The 15466-nt window shown below is 66.8% G+C and carries 16 protein-coding genes; 4 read left to right on the forward strand and 12 right to left on the reverse strand.

The features are described from left to right. Position 1 precedes the first annotated feature (1 nt). Genes DK26_RS18760 through DK26_RS18770 form a run of 3 tightly spaced genes read right to left on the reverse strand, consistent with a single transcriptional unit; the run spans position 2 to position 3446 of the window. On the reverse strand, positions 2 to 775 hold the full coding sequence (locus DK26_RS18760) for an enoyl-CoA hydratase/isomerase family protein (RefSeq protein WP_066475693.1): 774 nt from the start codon (positions 773 to 775) through the stop codon (positions 2 to 4). Next, positions 772 to 2364, reverse strand: a complete 1593-nt coding sequence (locus DK26_RS18765) for an acyl CoA:acetate/3-ketoacid CoA transferase (RefSeq protein ID WP_066475694.1) — start codon at positions 2362 to 2364, stop codon at positions 772 to 774. The genes DK26_RS18760 and DK26_RS18765 overlap by 4 nt, the downstream gene beginning before the upstream one ends. A 29-nt stretch (positions 2365 to 2393) precedes the next feature. Then, positions 2394 to 3446 carry a LacI family DNA-binding transcriptional regulator gene (locus tag DK26_RS18770; RefSeq protein ID WP_066475696.1) on the reverse strand — a complete coding sequence of 351 codons (1053 nt, stop codon included), beginning with the start codon at positions 3444 to 3446 and terminating at the stop codon, positions 2394 to 2396. 179 nt (positions 3447 to 3625) lie between these two features. Here DK26_RS18770 and DK26_RS18775 point away from each other — a divergent pair, with 179 nt between their 5' ends. Both DK26_RS18775 and DK26_RS18780 read left to right on the forward strand, forming a co-directional pair. Continuing rightward, on the forward strand, positions 3626 to 4789 hold the full coding sequence (locus DK26_RS18775) for a dihydrodipicolinate synthase family protein (protein ID WP_066475697.1): 1164 nt from the start codon (positions 3626 to 3628) through the stop codon (positions 4787 to 4789). Positions 4790 to 4805: 16 nt separating this feature from the next. Beyond that, on the forward strand, positions 4806 to 5957 hold the full coding sequence (locus tag DK26_RS18780; protein ID WP_066475698.1) for an acyl-CoA dehydrogenase family protein: 1152 nt from the start codon (positions 4806 to 4808) through the stop codon (positions 5955 to 5957). 81 nt (positions 5958 to 6038) lie between these two features. Here the strand turns inward: DK26_RS18780 and DK26_RS18785 are convergent, their stop codons facing one another. Then, positions 6039 to 6827: a hypothetical protein gene (locus tag DK26_RS18785; RefSeq protein ID WP_157089724.1), complete on the reverse strand. Its 789-nt coding sequence runs from the start codon at positions 6825 to 6827 to the stop codon at positions 6039 to 6041. Positions 6828 to 7057: 230 nt separating this feature from the next. Here DK26_RS18785 and DK26_RS18790 point away from each other — a divergent pair, with 230 nt between their 5' ends. Then, positions 7058 to 8257 carry a hypothetical protein gene (locus DK26_RS18790; protein WP_066475702.1) on the forward strand — a complete coding sequence of 400 codons (1200 nt, stop codon included), beginning with the start codon at positions 7058 to 7060 and terminating at the stop codon, positions 8255 to 8257. A gap of 10 nt (positions 8258 to 8267) precedes the next feature. On the opposite strand, the gene mnhG is transcribed toward DK26_RS18790, so the two are convergent. The 6 genes from mnhG to DK26_RS18820 are packed head-to-tail and all read right to left on the reverse strand — an operon-like array spanning position 8268 to position 14277. Next, positions 8268 to 8624: a monovalent cation/H(+) antiporter subunit G gene (gene mnhG, locus DK26_RS18795; RefSeq protein ID WP_066475704.1), complete on the reverse strand. Its 357-nt coding sequence runs from the start codon at positions 8622 to 8624 to the stop codon at positions 8268 to 8270. Then, positions 8621 to 8902 carry a K+/H+ antiporter subunit F gene (locus tag DK26_RS18800; RefSeq protein WP_066475705.1) on the reverse strand — a complete coding sequence of 94 codons (282 nt, stop codon included), beginning with the start codon at positions 8900 to 8902 and terminating at the stop codon, positions 8621 to 8623. The genes mnhG and DK26_RS18800 overlap by 4 nt, the downstream gene beginning before the upstream one ends. Beyond that, entirely contained in the window at positions 8899 to 9384 is a 486-nt protein-coding gene (locus tag DK26_RS18805; protein ID WP_066475706.1) for a Na+/H+ antiporter subunit E, read from the reverse strand. The genes DK26_RS18800 and DK26_RS18805 overlap by 4 nt, the downstream gene beginning before the upstream one ends. Next, positions 9381 to 11012 carry a monovalent cation/H+ antiporter subunit D gene (locus tag DK26_RS18810; RefSeq protein ID WP_083533345.1) on the reverse strand — a complete coding sequence of 544 codons (1632 nt, stop codon included), beginning with the start codon at positions 11010 to 11012 and terminating at the stop codon, positions 9381 to 9383. Before DK26_RS18810 ends, DK26_RS18805 begins: the two co-directional genes overlap by 4 nt. Beyond that, a complete protein-coding gene (locus tag DK26_RS18815; RefSeq protein ID WP_066475707.1) occupies positions 11009 to 11353 on the reverse strand; it encodes a Na+/H+ antiporter subunit C in 345 nt (114 codons plus the stop codon). Before DK26_RS18815 ends, DK26_RS18810 begins: the two co-directional genes overlap by 4 nt. Beyond that, positions 11353 to 14277: a monovalent cation/H+ antiporter subunit A gene (locus tag DK26_RS18820; protein ID WP_066475708.1), complete on the reverse strand. Its 2925-nt coding sequence runs from the start codon at positions 14275 to 14277 to the stop codon at positions 11353 to 11355. Before DK26_RS18820 ends, DK26_RS18815 begins: the two co-directional genes overlap by 1 nt. 106 nt (positions 14278 to 14383) lie before the next feature. Between DK26_RS18820 and DK26_RS18825 the strand changes: the two genes are divergently transcribed. Continuing rightward, on the forward strand, positions 14384 to 14629 hold the full coding sequence (locus DK26_RS18825; RefSeq protein WP_066475710.1) for a helix-turn-helix transcriptional regulator: 246 nt from the start codon (positions 14384 to 14386) through the stop codon (positions 14627 to 14629). A 96-nt stretch (positions 14630 to 14725) separates the two neighbouring features. Here the strand turns inward: DK26_RS18825 and DK26_RS18830 are convergent, their stop codons facing one another. Further along, the gene (locus DK26_RS18830) at positions 14726 to 15154 is read right to left on the reverse strand and encodes a GreA/GreB family elongation factor (RefSeq protein WP_066475712.1); all 429 of its coding nucleotides are present in this window, start codon (positions 15152 to 15154) and stop codon (positions 14726 to 14728) included. 112 nt (positions 15155 to 15266) lie between these two features. Continuing rightward, positions 15267 to 15392 (reverse strand): hypothetical protein, encoded by a 126-nt coding sequence (locus DK26_RS29900; protein WP_282568046.1) that lies wholly within the window; start codon positions 15390 to 15392, stop codon positions 15267 to 15269. Positions 15393 to 15466: the final 74 nt, after the last annotated feature.

Below are 15466 nucleotides of genomic sequence, written 5' to 3' on the forward strand. Positions count from 1 at the left end.
CTCAGGACCCCCGGTAGTTCGGCGGACGCTTGTCCTTGAAGGCGTCGACGCCTTCCTTGACATCGTCCGTATAGGAGACGAGCGAGGTCGCCAGCGTCTCCATGATCGCGGCGCGGTCCTCATCCTCGGCGGCGTTGATCAACTGCTTGACCACCATGTTCGCCACCGGGCCGCGAGTCAGCACGCGCTCGGCCACGACCTTGGCAGCTGCCAGGGCGCCACCCTTCTCGACGACCTCGTCGACGATTCCGAGCGACAGCGCCGTCTCGGCGGTGATGATCTCGCCGGTGAGCGCGAGGCGGCGGGCGACGCGCCCGCCGAGGCGCTTGACCAGGCGCTGCGTGCCCGACCAGCCGGGGATCATGCCGAGCCCGCTTTCGGGCAGGCCGATCTTGGCCTGGACCTCGCAGATCCGGATGTCGGCGGTGACGGCGAGCTCGAGCCCGCCGCCGAGCGCATGGCCGTTCATCGCCGCGATCACCGGCGGCTTCATCCGCGCCAGCTTGTCGAAGACGCGATGACCGGAGCGAACCCAGCCCTGGCCCATCTCCAGCGGCGAGAGCCCGCCCCAGGCGACGATGTCGCCGCCGGCGCAGAAGGCCTTACCCTCGCCGGTCAGGATCACGGCGCGCACCGAACGGTCGGCATCGATCGTCTCGGCATGGCGGCCGAGCAGCGCGACCATGACGTCGTCGAGTGCGTTGAGCTTCTCGGGACGGGCGAGGGTGATGATCGCGAGCCCGCCCGCGATTTCGAGGGTGACGGGATCGCTCATGCGGCCCTCCGGGGGATGGCGAGGCCGAGCAGGGCCTCCTGGAACAGCGCCGCATCCATCAGCTTCGGCGGCTGCGGCACCAGCAGCGGGAACTCCGCCTGGGCGAGGATGTCGCGCTCGAGGTCGACGCCGGGCGCGATCTCGCTGACGACGATGCCGTCTGCCGTCAGCTTCATCACGCAGCGCTCGGTGATGTAGGTGATGTCCTGGCCCTGGGCGATGGCGCGCGGGCCGGAGAAGGAGATGTGCTCGACCGCCTCGACCAGCTTCCTGACCTTGCCTTCCTTCTCGATGACCAGCTTGCCATCGGCGATGGCGAGCTTGGCGCCGGCGCTGAAATAGCCGGAGAAGACGATGCGCCGGGCGCGGGCCGTGATGTCGATGAAGCCGCCGGCACCGGCGGTGACATGCGGGCGTACGCCGAGCTTGGAGACGTTGACCGAGCCCTGCCTGTCGATCTGCAGGAAGGAGAGCAGCGACATGTCGAAGCCGGCGCCCTGGAAATAGGTGAACTGGTAGGGCGAGGGCACGATCGCCTCGGCATTGGAAGCGCAGCCGAACTGGAATTCGAGCAGCGGCACGCCGCCGACCGCTCCCTGCTCGATCACCCAGGTGACGGCGCCGTGCTGGCCTTCCTCGATCAGGATGCGCGGCACATTGGCGGAGATGCCGAAGCCGATATTGACGGCGTCGCCATGGCGCAGCTCCTGTGCGACGCGCCGCGCGATCACCTTGGCGACGTCGAAGGCCGGCGTCTCGAAGCTCGACAGCGGCCGGGCGATCTCGCCGGAGATCGCGGGGTCGTAGACCGTCTGCGTCGTCTGCATCTGCTCGGGCGCGACGACGATGGCGTCGACCAGGATGCCGGGCACGAAGACCTGCTGCGGCTTCAGCGAGCCGGCGGCGACGACGCGTTTCACCTGCGCGATGACGATGCCGCCATTGTTGCGGACGGAGAGCGCCTGGTCGAGCGGGCCGAGATAGCCGCCCTCATGCTCGTAGGAGAGGTTGCCGCGCTCATCGGCCGTGGTGGCGCGGATGATCGCGATCTTCGGCACGATGCTGCGGAAATAGAGCCAGTCCTCTCCGTCGAACTCGACGCGGCTGACGATCGGCTCGGCGGCGGCGCGCTCGTTCATCGCGCAGCCCTGGTTGCGGGGGTCGACGAAGGTCTCCATGCCGATCTTGGTCAGCACCCCCGGGCGCTTCGCAGCCGCCTCGCGATGCATGTCGAACAGGATGCCGCTCGGCACGTTGTAGGCCGGGATCTCGTTGCCGGTGACCATCTTCCAGATCGCGGGCGGCTCGGCGCTCGACGGGCCGGACGGGTAGGAGCCGCCGAGGATGCGGGCGAGGAGGCCCGGCCTGGCGAGATGGTCGATGCCCTTGATGCCCGACATGTCGCCAGCGGCGATCGGGTGCAGCGTCGTCAGCTGCTTCGGATGGCCGCTCGCCTCGAAGCGCCGGCCGATCGCGGCGAGAACCGCATCCGGGCAGCCAAGCCCGGAAGACGAGGAGACGGTGACGATCGCCTCGTCCGGGATCAGGGCTGCGGCTTCGTCTGCGGTGAGGATGCGGGGGAACGCCATCTTGCTTTCGTCCGGTTGTGATAAAGGGGTCAGCCGGCGGCCGTCAGCGCATGCTGATAGGCGCCGCAGGATTCGCGGATGACGAGATCGGCCGGGCCGACATGGCTGGTCGCCGGCGCCGCACGGTTGGTGATGCGCTCGAGCAGCATCGCCGCGGCACGCTCGCCGAGTCCGACCGCATCGACGGCGATTGTGGTCAGGGCCGGCGAGACATGGCGCGCCTCGCTGGTGTCGTCGAAGCCGACGATCGCGATGTCGCGGCCGACGACGAGGCCGCGCCTCGCGGCTGCCAGCATGGCGCCGATGGCGACGACGTCGTTGTAGCAGACCACGGCCGTCGGCCGGTCCGGCAGCGCCAGGGCCGAGCTCATCGCGCTGAAGCCGCCATCGCGGGTCGGCATGCATTCGAGGTTGAGGCCGGGATCGGCCGAAAGCCCTGCCTTCGCCATGGCCTCGCTGAAGCCCTGATGGCGGTCCTGCCGGACCACCATCGAGTTCATGCCGCCGAGATAGGCGATGCGTTTGTGCCCGAGATTGAGGAGATGGCGGGTGATCCGCGCCGAACCGGCGACATTGTCCGGCACCACCGAGCTCGCCGCGACGCCTGGCAACCGCCGGATCGCGACCAGCAGTGCCGTTTCCGGGCCGCTCGCCTGCGCCAGCTCTTCGGCGGTGGTGTCGAGCGCCGGGCAGAGGATGATGCCGCCCGCGCCATGCTCGCGCATCATCCGCATCACCTGGCTCTGGCGCACCACGCTTTCGGAGGTGTTAGCCATGAAGGCGACATAGCCGGCCATCTGCAGCACGGTTTCGACGCCGATGGCGAACTCGGCGAAGAACGGGTTGGAGAGATCGTTCAGGACGAGCCCCACGATCTTTGAGTGCGTGTTGCGCAGATTGGCGGCGCCGCGATTGTAGACGTAGCCGAGCTCGTCCATCACGCGCAGGATGCGCTCGCGCGTCTCCGGCTTGACGCTGCCGCGGCCGGTCAGGACGAGCGAGACCGTCGATTTCGAGACGCCGGCGGCGTCCGCGATCTCGATGATCGTCACCTTTTCCCTGGCTTCCGCCTCTTGCGGCATCGTTCCGTCCCGTTCGCGCCCGAGGCGCCGTGCGTCCCCGGGCAGTTCTAAATTTGGAACGTTCCATATCATCGTGAGAGTGGTGTGGCAATATCTCTCTTTGAAACCAAAAAAGAATGAATTATAGCGATGGAAAGGCGTTCAGTAACTGGAACGTTCCATTAAATCGGGAGGAAGCCGTGGCCCAGATCACTTTGCCCAAGGCCGATGGCGGGACTGAACGCTACCTTCTGGCGCCGGCCTCGCGCTTTGCTCCGGTGCATGCTCCCTCACGCACCCGCACGGTCTTCGCGGCGGCCCATGTCGTTGCCGATCCCCGCAAGCTGAACGAGCCCTGGCGCGTTCCGGCGCTCGACTGGGACGCGACGCTGGCCTTCCGGCGCCATCTCTGGGGCCTGGGCTTCAAGATCGCCGAGGCGATGGACACCTCGCAGCGCGGACAGGGGCTCGACTGGAGTAATGCCGCCGAGCTGATCGCCCGCGTGCTCGCCGAAGCGAAGACCGTGCCGGGCGCCGATCTCGCCTGCGGCGCCGGCACCGACCAGCTCGACGCCAATGCCGCGACCACGCTCGACGACGTCATCCGCGCCTATGAGGAGCAGATCGCTCATGTCGAGAAGCATGGCGGCAAGATCATCCTGATGGCGAGTCGCGCGCTCTGCCGGGTGGCGAAGGGGCCGGACGACTATCTTGCCGTCTACGGCCGGCTGATCGGCCAGTGCCGCGGCAAGGTCATCCTGCACTGGCTCGGCGAGATGTTCGATCCGGCGCTCGCAGGCTATTGGGGCAGCCGTGATTTCGAGCCGGCGATGCAGACCGTGCTGACGCTGATCCGCGAGCATGCCGCCAAGATAGACGGGATCAAGATCTCGCTGCTCGACGCCGGCAAGGAGATCACCATGCGCCGGAGGCTGCCGGAGGGCGTCGTGATGTATACCGGCGACGACTTCAACTATGCCGAGCTGATCGGCGGCGACGAGCAGGGCTTTTCTCATGGCTTGCTCGGGATCTTCGATCCTATCGCGCCGGCGGCCGCCGCCGCCTTCGCCTGCCTCGATGCCGGCGACCGGCAGGGCTTCCACGCAATCCTCGATCCGACGGTCACGCTGGCTCGCCGGCTCTTCGAGGCCCCGACCCAATACTACAAGAGCGGCGTCGTCTTCCTCGTCTGGCTCAATGGCTTCCAGGACCACTTCCGCATGGTCGGCGGCGCGGAATCGGCCCGCGGCATCCTGCACTATGCCGATCTCTTCCGCCTCGCCGACCAGGCCGGGCTCTTCGCCGATCCCGAGCGCGCCGCAATGCGCATGGGCCATCTCTGCGCCTTGAACGGCATCGCCTGAGGACGGGAGGAAACCCATGCACGCGTCGCTCCAGGATGCCCCACTCTACCAGCAGATCCGCGACACCGCCCGCCGCTTCGCCGACGAGTGGGTGCGCCCGGCTGCTGCCGATCTCGACCGCGACTCGACCTTTCCGGCCGAGATCTATCGCCAGATGGGCGAGCTCGGCCTGTTCGGCATCACTGCCGATCCCGAGCATGGTGGGGCCGGGCTCGACACCTATGCCTATGCGCTGGTGATGGAGGAGTTGTCGCGCGGCTATGCCTCGGTCGCCGATCAGTGCGGCCTCGTCGAGCTCATCGGCACGCTGCTGACCCGCTATGGCACGGCCGAGCAGCGCGCCCGCCATCTGCCGGGCATCCTGCTGGGCAAGACCCGCGTCGCCTATTGCCTGACCGAGGCCGAGGCGGGTTCCGATCTTTCCAATGTCCGCACCACTGCGCGCGAGAGCGCCGACGGCCATGTCATCGATGGCGGCAAGCTCTGGATCCACAATGCGCCGGTCGCCGATCTCGGCTTCGTGCTGGCTTCGACCGATCCCGCAGCCGGCCATCGGGGCATGAGCATCTTCATCGTCGACCTCAACGCGCCCGGCGTTTCGCGCGGCGCCAAGGAACACAAGATGGGTCAGCGCGCGAGCCAGGTCGGCGCGCTTAACTTCGACGGCGTGACAGTGCCGCGCGAGGCGATGCTCGGGCCGCAGGGGCGCGGTTTCCACATCATGATGAGCGTGCTCGAGAAGGGTCGCGTCGGCATCGGCGCGCTCGCGGTCGGCATCGCTCAGGCCGGGCTCGAGGCGGCGCTGGCCTATGCCCGCGAGCGGCGCCAGTTCGGCAAGCCGATCCTGGAGAACCAGGGCCTGCAATGGATGCTCGCCGACATGGCCAAGGACATCGCCGCCGCCCGGGCGCTGGTCGAGCGCGCGGCGCTGCTGATCGACCATGGTGCGCCGGCGACCTCGGCCGCCTCTATCGCCAAATGCTTCGCCAGCGACATGGCGGTGGCACAGACCGCAAACGCCGTCCAGATCTTCGGCGGCTCCGGCTACATCCAGGGCTTCGAGGTCGAGCGGCTTTATCGCGACGCCAAGATCACCCAGATCTATGAGGGCACCAACCAGATCCAGCGCACCATCATCGCGCGGGAGCTGATCAAGAACGGCGCCTGAGTTCCCGTTTGGAAAGGGCGCTGCCAAGACAGGTGCAATCGGAGGCCGAGTTCGGCCGGATGGCTTGTGCCGTGCCTGACCTCACAGGTCGTCGCCGAGATCAACGATCGAAACCTCGGACGTGCCGACAGGTCCGTTGGCCTCGAACGCATCGAGCTCCGCCAACAGCGGTGACTTGACCGTCTGGAGAGTTGCTCGGTCCCGCAGCCCGAGTGTCAGGCAGCGGAGTTCGTCCATGCCGGGCTCGGCCCATGCGGTGCCGGAGGGTCTGAAACCAAGGCGCGCGAAGAACGGAATGTCTGTGGGACGGGAAGCGAGCAGCGCCATGCTGGCGCCGGATTCGAGCCCGGCCCTGTAGGCATGCCGGGCGAGGGCCGGAGTAAGAGCCTGCGCGCGAGCTTCGCGGCGGACCGCGAGGCGCGAGAGAACCAGACAGCTGTGATGGTCCGCCTGCGGCAGCGCGCTGCATCGAAGCATCGCCGCAAGCCGCGGATCGGAGACGGCATCGGCGCCCTGGGTAAGCCTGATCGCGGCGAGGCAACGCCGCTCCGGCCCCGCCCAGAGATTGAGGCTTACCGCATCGATCGGTTCCAGAAGCCAGCCTTCGCCATGGTTAGTATAGGCGGAATTCTCGCCGCCGCGTTCTACGAACAGCAGGTAGCGTAGCCGTCCGATGCTGTGGAGTTCCCTTGATTTCGTCGCCGCGTGGATCGCGGGATGGCAACTTCGGCCGAGCGCCTCGGCGCCCCATAGCTGGCTAAGCGTCACCATCCTGACGGTGTCGCCATCGACGCCCTGGCAGGTGCACGGTTCCGCATCGCTCCTGTCGCAGGAGCGGCAGCCCCCCCGTGCTTCGGCAGGGCGCATCACGCATAGACTCCTCACTGCCCATCCCCCCGGTTCGAGCAGGCAGCCTTGATCGGCCAGTTTCGAAACTACGGCAATTCAAGATCGTGGCCCTCACCCAATTGGGGTAAGACAGTCGTTTCGCGGACCGTTAAGTTTCGAGCGATCGCAGAGGCGAGCTGGATAACTATTGCTCTTCGGTTCCCGCTGGAGAATGATCGGCCAAAATCAAGAAGGGGGTCGGGGGATCCGGAATGGCGCTGCGCGGCCTCAGTAGTGCCGAGTTCGTTCGCGCGATTTCGCAGGTCGGCGAAGTCATCGACGCGGCAGCGCTATCTCCTGATCGGTGGCAGGACGTCTGTGCTGCTTTCCAGGCACTTCGCCCCGATGCGCGCGTTCTTTTCCAGGGCCATGATAGATTGTCCCCTTACGCCCTACCTCTCGCCGGAGCTGGCTGGGAGGACGTCAACCTCGAGCCCTACTTCCTGCATTTCGCCTCTCGCAATCCATGGCTGGGAATCTGGAAGGAGATGGCGACAGCGAAGGTCGAGTTGGCCGATGCGCTCCTGCCGCGTAGCATCCTCGAGAGAACCGAGTTCTTCAACGACTGGCTGAAACCAATGGGCCGGGCCGACATGGCCATGGGTCTCAAGATTGCCCATGAGCGCGATCGCGTCGCGTTCTTCTGCATCCACTATGACAGCCGCTCGCATGAGCGAACGAACGAAGTGATGGCGCCGGCTATGCAGGCCCTGGCCTCCCGCATGCGCCGGGCCCTCGACTGCAACCGCGCCGTTCTGCGTAGTCAATGCTCAATTCCCAGTGATGGTCTCATGCAGAACCTGCTCGATCCCGCCTTCATCGTGAACGCCGACTGCAAACTCGTCGCGGCAAATTCCGCGGCCGAGGCGTTGATCGGCAGCGGCATGCTGATCAATGTGCGGGCCCGCGATATCGTTTCATTCGGCTTGCCCGAGGTTGATGCCAGGTTCGCAAGATCGGTTCAGGAAACCTGTGAGAGATACCCTGGCGGAGCGGGGGGGCATGCCGAGTTCCTGGTCGAACTGGCCGGTACCCGCCTCTCGGTGTCGGTCCTTCCGCTCGCGTCAAACCTGCAGCCCTTGGTGATGCGTGGCCCGCTCGCGTATTTCAGCCCCGCCGTTACGGCGCTGGTGATCCTCAGAGTGCTCCCTCCGAACCGGTCGGATGTAGTGGTTCGCCTTCGGGAGCGCTATCGCCTGACGGAGCAGGAAGCCCGCATCACCAGCGCCTTACGGCTCGGCGGCTCCCTGGTGGATATCTCGAAGGAACTGGGCATCACCTACGAAACCGCCCGAGGTCACATCAAGAGCGCTTTCAGCAAGACCGGGACGCATAATCAGCGCGAGCTTCTCGCGCTGCTGCTCGCGGAGAGTGCCCGATCACCTGATCCACGATGTAGAGGCAAGGCGTGAGAAGGGCGCTCTATGCGTCCGGACGATTGCTTCCGTCCAGCGGGTCGCGGCCTTCCTGCCGGTCCCGGTAAAGCGTCGCCTGGACCAGCAGCAGCAGCGTCACCGGGGTGGTTATCGTGATGAACAGGCCGATCAGGATCTCGTGCACCACGGGCCGCGTCTGGCCGATCGAGAAATACAGCATCGAGGCGAGCAGGATGCATCCCATCCCCAGCGTCGAGCCGAGCGTCGGCGCGTGCACGCGCTCGTAGAAGCTCTTGAACCGGAGCAGGCCAAGCGCGCCGATGAGGGCGAGTCCCGACCCCGTCAGGATGAGCAGCGCGATCAGCAGGGCGGCCCAGCTCGGCAGGGCGTGAAGCGTTATCATTCGATCACCTCCCCGCGCATCAGGAACTTCGCCATTGCCACTGTCGAGACGAAACCGAGCAGGCCGATTGCCAGTGCCGCCTCGAAATACAGCGTCGTGCCGGAGCCGATGCCGAAGACGAGCAGTAGCAGCATCGCATTGAGATAGAGCGCGTCCATGCCGAGCACGCGATCCTGGGCGCGCGGTCCGCGCAGGATGCGGTAGGCCGCGGCGACCATGGCGAGGGCGAGCATGACCTGACCGGCGACGAGGGCGAAGGCAAGGATCGTGGCGCTCATTCGAAGATCTCCACCAACAAGCCGACATAGCGCCGTTCGATCAGCGCGGACCAGTCGTCGCCCTCGGTCAGGTCGAGCACATGGATCACCAGCATGCCCGTGGCGGGGTCGTAGCTGACCCAGCTCGTGCCGGGCGTCGCGGTGATGAGGCAGGCCAGAGCCGCGAGCCCGTAGCGCGAGCGCAGTCGCAACGGGATGCGGACGAAGCCGTTCTTGCGGGCGGGATGGTTTGCAAGGATGACACGTGCGACCGCGATATTGGACCGGATCATGTCGGCGATGAAGATGCCGAGCAGCCGCAGGATCGCGCCGGGCCGGCGCAGCCTCAGCGGCGGCACGTCGAGCCGCTTCAGCAGGAAAGGTCCGAGCAGGCCGAGGATGCTGCCGAGCAGGATATGGCCCGGCGAAACGCTCTGGTTGAGCAGCAGCCAGAGCGCCAGCAGCCCCAGTGTGGTCGGCGGAGAAGGCAGCCAGCGGCTCATGGCTTGCCTCCGGCCGAGGGCGTCGTCGGTCCCAGCACGCCATGGATATAGGCTGCCGAGCCGTGCAGCCCGGACGCGGTGGCCTGCATGAAGCGCATCGCCGGCCCGGCCTGCAGGGTGAGAGTGAGACACAGCAGGAGCAGGGCGGCGACGGGGGCGAGCTCGATCACCCGGACGCGCGGCGCCTCGCGCTCGATCACCGCCCAGAAGGAGCGGATCCCGGCGCGGACCATTGCGATCAACGTGACGAAGCCGGAGAGGAGCAGCAGGACAAGCAGGACCCAGGCCCCCGGAGCGACCCCGGTCACCGTCGACGGTTCGGTCCGGCCGAGCGCGCCGGCCAGGATCGCGAACTTGGCGACGAAGCCGGACAGCGGCGGCAGGCCGGAGAGCAGCAGCGCCGAGATGATGAAGGCCGCTCCGAGCACGGCAAGAATCGCGGGCACGGCGACCCCGGCTTCGCCGTCCTCGCCGGGCTCGTCATCATCCTCGATGCCATAGGCCTCGAGCGTCACGGCTAGGATGTCGTCGGTCGGCGCGCGGCCCCGCTCGATCAATTCGATCAGCAGGAAGAAGGCGCCGATCGCGAGCGTCGATGACACTAGATAATAGAGGGCGGGCCCGATGATCGTGACATCATTGGTGCCGAGCACGGCGAGCATGGTTCCCGAAGAGACGACGACGGAGAAGCTTGCGAGCTTGGCGAGGTCCTGCGAGGCCAGCATGCCGACCATCGCGAAGAGGATGGTGGCGGCGCCTGCAGCGAGCAGCCAGACATCGCCGAACTGGGCCGAGCCGGCGGCAGCCTCGGGGCCGGCCAGCAGGAAGCCGATCCGGAGGATCGCGTAGATGCCGACTTTGGTCATCACCGAGAACAGCGCCGCCACCGGTGCGCTCGCGGCTGCATAGGTCCCGGGTAGCCAGAAGCCGAGCGGCCAGGCCGCGGCCTTCACCAGGAAGGCAACGCCGAGAATACTTGTGCCGGTTTCCAGCAGGGCGCGTTCGCGGGCCGGCAGGCTACCGATGCGTGCGGCGAGATCGGCCATGTTGAGGGTGCCGGCGGCGCCGTAGACCATGCTGACGCCGACGAGGAAGACCAGCGCCGCGACGAGGTTGACGGCGATGTAGTGCAGGCCGGCGCGGACGCGCGCATGCCCGGATCCATGCAGTGCCAGGCCGTAGGAGGCGGCGAGCAGCACTTCGAAGAAGACGAACAGATTGAACAGGTCGCCGGTCAGGAAGGCGCCGTTCAGCCCCATCAGCAGGAACTGGAAGAGCGGGTGGAAATAGCTGCCGGAGCTGTGCCAGCGCGCCAGCGAGAAGATCAGCGCGGCACAGGCGAGGATCGCCGTGAGCAGCAGCATCATGCTCGACAGCCGGTCGACGACCAGCACGATGCCGAACTGCGCCGGCCAGTCGCCGAGCCGGTAGACCTTGACCGCGGCGGCCGGATCGGGACCGGCGCTGCCCATCACCAGGGCGATCGCGATCGCGAGCAGAGCGAAGGTCGAGACGAGGTTGAACACGGCCGCGACCGTGCGGTCGCGACCGTCGAAGAGCAGCATCGTCGCGCCTGCGATCAGCGGCAGGATGATCGGCGCGATGACGAGATGGTCGTGCCAGTTCACGAACCGCCCTCCCGGCCGTCGACATGGTCGCTGCGGGTCAAGCCGCGCGAGGCCAGCAGGACGACGAGGAAGAGGGCGGTCATGGCGAAGCTGATGACGATCGCCGTCAGCACCAGCGCCTGGGGCAGCGGGTCGGCATAGCGCGAGATGTCGCCGCCGGCGGCGGGGTCGAGCACTGGCGGGGCGCCGACGCGCAGCCTGCCCATCCCGAAGATGAAGAGGTTGACCGCGTAGGACAGCAGCGAGAGGCCGATGATCACCTGGAAGGTGCGCGGCCGCAGCAAGAGCCAGATGCCCGAGCCGGCAAGGATGCCGATGGCGAGGGAGACGATCAGTTCCATCAGTTTCTCCCGCCGGTCGTTGTGGTGGTGCGAGCGGCAGCCGCAGCGCGGTAGACGCGCAGCGATTGGTGCGCCAGCGCGATCAGCACCAGGACCGTCGCGCCCAGCACCAGCGCGACGACGCCGAAATCGAAGAGCAGGGCACTGGCCAGAGGCAGCTTGCCGAGGACGGGGACCTCGACATAGGCGAAGGCGGTGGTCAGGAAGGGGCGGCCGAACAACCATGCGCCGGCGCCGGTGAAGGCGGCGGCGAGCAGGCCGATGCCGATCCACCGGACCGGCAGGATGCGCAGCCGCGCTTCGACCCAACGGGCGCCGCCCGCCATGTATTGCAGGATGAAGGCGATCGCGAAGGTCAGGCCGGAGACGAAGCCGCCGCCGGGCAGGTCATGCCCGCGCATGAACAGGAACACCGCCATCATCGCGATCACCGGGAACAGCAGGCGCATGATCAGGCCCGGCACCAGGAGGTAGTGCGCGCTGATCGGGTCCTTGCCGCTACCCTGGATGTCGGCGTCGTAGAGGTTCTGGAACTTCTTCTGCTCGGGCAGCCCGACGCTGTCGCGGGCAGGGCGGAAGCGGCGTAGCAGCGCATAGACCGTGATCGCCACCACGCCGAGCACGGCGATCTCGCCGAGCGTGTCGAAGCCGCGGAAGTCGACGAGCAGGACGTTGACGACATTGCGCCCGCCGCCCTCCGTATAAGCGCGCTCGAGGAAGTTGCTGGAGATGCTGCCGGTGAGCGGCCAGGTCATGACCAGATAGGAGAGCAGAGCCAGCCCGGCGCCGCCGGCGACCGCGACGGTGAGGTCGCGGAAGCGCCGAAGCCTCGCCGAGAAGATCGTCTCGGAGCTGATGCCCTCGATGCGCTTCGGCAGCCAGCGCAGGCCGAGCAGCAGTAGGACGGTGGTGACGACCTCGACCAGCAACTGGGTCAAGGCGAGGTCGGGGGCCGAGAACCAGGCGAAGGTCAGGCAGACCGCGAGGCCGGTCCCGCCGGTCAGGATCACGGCGGCGAGGCGGTGATACTTGGCCTGGTAGGCCGCGCCGAGCGCGCAAGCGGCACCGACCAGCCAGACCAGCATGAATTCGAGATCCGCTCCCTGGACATTGCCGGGCGCCAGCGAGACCGGCCGGATGTAGAAGGACCACAGCGCCAGCATGATGGTGACGCCGATCAGCAGGCGCATCTGCGGCTGCAGCCGGGCCGTGCTGACCACCTGCTCGAGGCCTTTGGCCCAGCGCCAGGACAGGAAGACGATCGCCCGCTCGAACAGGCGCTTGCCCTTCAGTTCGCGCAGCAGCGGTGCGCCTTCGATGTTGCCGGAGAGATAGCGCAGCATCGAGAGATAGATGACGATGCCACCCGCCGTCGCCACCAAGCTCATAAGCAGGGCCGGGGTGAAGCCGTGCCAAACGGCGAGGCTGTAGCTCGGCGTCTGCCCCCTCAGCACCGACTCGACCGCGACCGCGAGCACGCCGCCCACCGTCTGCGCCGGCACGATGCCGACCAGAAGGCAGATCAGCACCAGCAGGCCGACCGGCAACAGCATCCAGATCACCGGGTCATGCGGCTTGTGCGGCAGGTCGGTCGCAGGCGGACCGAAGAAGACCTGATGGATCAGCCGCAGTGAATAGCCGACGCTGAACATGCCGGCGACGGTCGCGATATAGGGCAGCAAATGGTCGAGCGCCGTGTCGACATGGTACTCGATGGTCTCGGCGAAGAACATTTCCTTCGAAAGGAAGCCGTTGAGCAGCGGCACGCCGGCCATCGAGGCCGCCGCGACCATGGCGAGCGTCGCCGTGATCGGCATGGCACGGTAGAGCCCACCGAGCCGGCGGACGTCGCGCGTGCCCGCCTCATGGTCGATGATCCCGGCTGCCATGAACAGCGAGGCCTTGAAGGTCGCGTGGTTCATGATGTGGAAGATCGCCGCGACCGCGGCGAGCGGGCTGCCGAGGCCGAGCAGCAGGGTGATCAGGCCGAGATGGCTGATCGTCGAATAGGCGAGAAGCCCCTTCAGGTCCTGCTGGAACAGCGCCAGGAAGGCGCCGATCACCAAGGTCGCGACGCCGACCGGAGCCAGCACCCAGAACCAGTATTCGTGCCCCGCCATGGCCGGCCAGAGCCGGGCCAGCAGGAAGACGCCGGCCTTCACCATGGTGGCGGAGTGGAGATAGGCCGAGACCGGGGTCGGCGCGGCCATAGCTCGCGGTAGCCAGAAATGGAAGGGGAACTGCGCGCTCTTGGTCAGCGCACCGAGCGCGACCAGGATCAGCGCCGCGAGATAAAGCGGGTGCGCGACGATCTTCTGGCCCGAGGCCAGGACGACGTCGAGGTCGTAGCTGCCGACGATGTGGCCGAGCAGCAGCATGCCTGCGAGGAGGCTGAGCCCGCCTGCGCCAGTGACGGTCAGGGCGATGCGCGCGCCGTCGCGGGCACTCTGGCTATGGTGCCAATAGGCGATCAGCAGGAAGGAGAAGAGGCTGGTCAGTTCCCAGAACAGCACGATCTGGATCAGGTTCCCGCTAGTGACGACACCCAGCATCGCGCCCATGAAGGCGAGCAGGAACGAGAAGAAGCGCGGCACCGGGTCTTCCGGCGACATGTAGTAGCGCGCGTAGAGGACGACGAGCAGGCCGATCCCCGCGATCATGACGACGAAGAGCCAGGCCAGCCCGTCGACTCGCAGCACGAAGTTCAGGCCGTACTCCGGCAGCCATTCGAACTGCGCACGCACCACGGCAGGCTCGGCGACCTTCGGCCACAGGATTGCGGCGATGATCAGGATGCCGACCGTGATCAGGCCGGCGAGCCAGGCTTCGGCATTGCGGGCATTGGCCGGCAGGAGCGCGGCTAGCAGGCTGCCGACGAAAGGCAGGGCGATGATCAGACTCAGTAATACGGCATCGTCCGCCATGATCGATGAAGGATCCTTTCAGTTGGACTGCCGCAAAAAACTCCAGCCTTGCCCGATTCCGTCCATTATGGTTGACTCAGGCAGCCGAAGGCAATGGGCCAACGCCATGAATTTACGTCCTGAACTGTGTCGCGCGGCGCGCGGTCTGCTGAACTGGACGCAGGATCAGCTTGCTGTCACTGCCGGAGTCTCGCGCAGCACGGTCCGCGATTTCGAGCGTGAGCGCCATGAGCTTCAGCGCGCCTCGGAGGCCCTGGTCCTCGCCGCTTTCGAGCGGGCCGGCGTCCGCTTCCTGCCGGAGAGCCGCGAGGGACCTGGCGTGCGGCTTCGCCGTTCTCAGGGGCGCGGCTGAGGTAGCGCAACCAACATAGGAACAGGGAGATCTGCCTGCGCGGCGGCTGGCGGCGACGATCAGCCGCAGCGCCTGTGCCCAGCCTTGCCGCTTTCGTCAGGAGCGTGCTTTCGCGTCGTTGGATGGTTTCGTCGCCCGATGGCGGCGTGTCACCCGCAGCAGGCGCAACATGCGCGGCTCGCCGCGCGGACTCAGCCAGCCTGTGCGCTGCCCCTCGGAAAGCCCGAGCAGCGCGGTCCCGACCGGGCTCAGCACCGACACCAGTCCCACCGCGGCGCTGCCCCGGCCTGGGACGAGGGTCACCTCGCGTACAGCGCCGCTGCGCTCCTCCAGATACTGCCCGGGAACGTGCAGGAACAGGCAGTCCTGTGGTGCCTGCCTGGCCTCGATCACATGCGCGCGGTGGAGTTCGGCGGCGAGGCGCGAGGCCGCGTCGTAACGGCCGGTCGCCATCGCCTGCCTGACGAGAGGCAAGAGGATGGCAAGATCCTCATAGGTGATCGTGATCTGCGGAAGTGGACGCACCTTTTCCTTTCAACAGGGCCTGTCGCCCCGATTTCGTTGACGAATGAAGCGGGCGGGTCACTGTGGTGCCCGCCCGCCAGTCACGCTTGCAGCTATGTTCAGGCTACCGGCGCTACTTGCCTGGCTTCCTGCCCAATTGCTGCTTGCTCAGATCGGCGATTGAGGAGACGGCCTGTGCCGGCTGCTTTACTTGCTTCGGCTTCTTCGCTTCGCGATTGCCATTGCGTTTGTTGCTCATCGTCATGTCCTGCGGTCGCGGAACCGCCGGGCCGGTGCATCAGATGCGCGGCCGGAAGCCCGGGCAATGTCCGG

The sequence above is a fragment of the Allobosea sp. WAO genome (assembly GCF_001509835.1).
GTDB lineage: Bacteria > Pseudomonadota > Alphaproteobacteria > Rhizobiales > Beijerinckiaceae > Allobosea.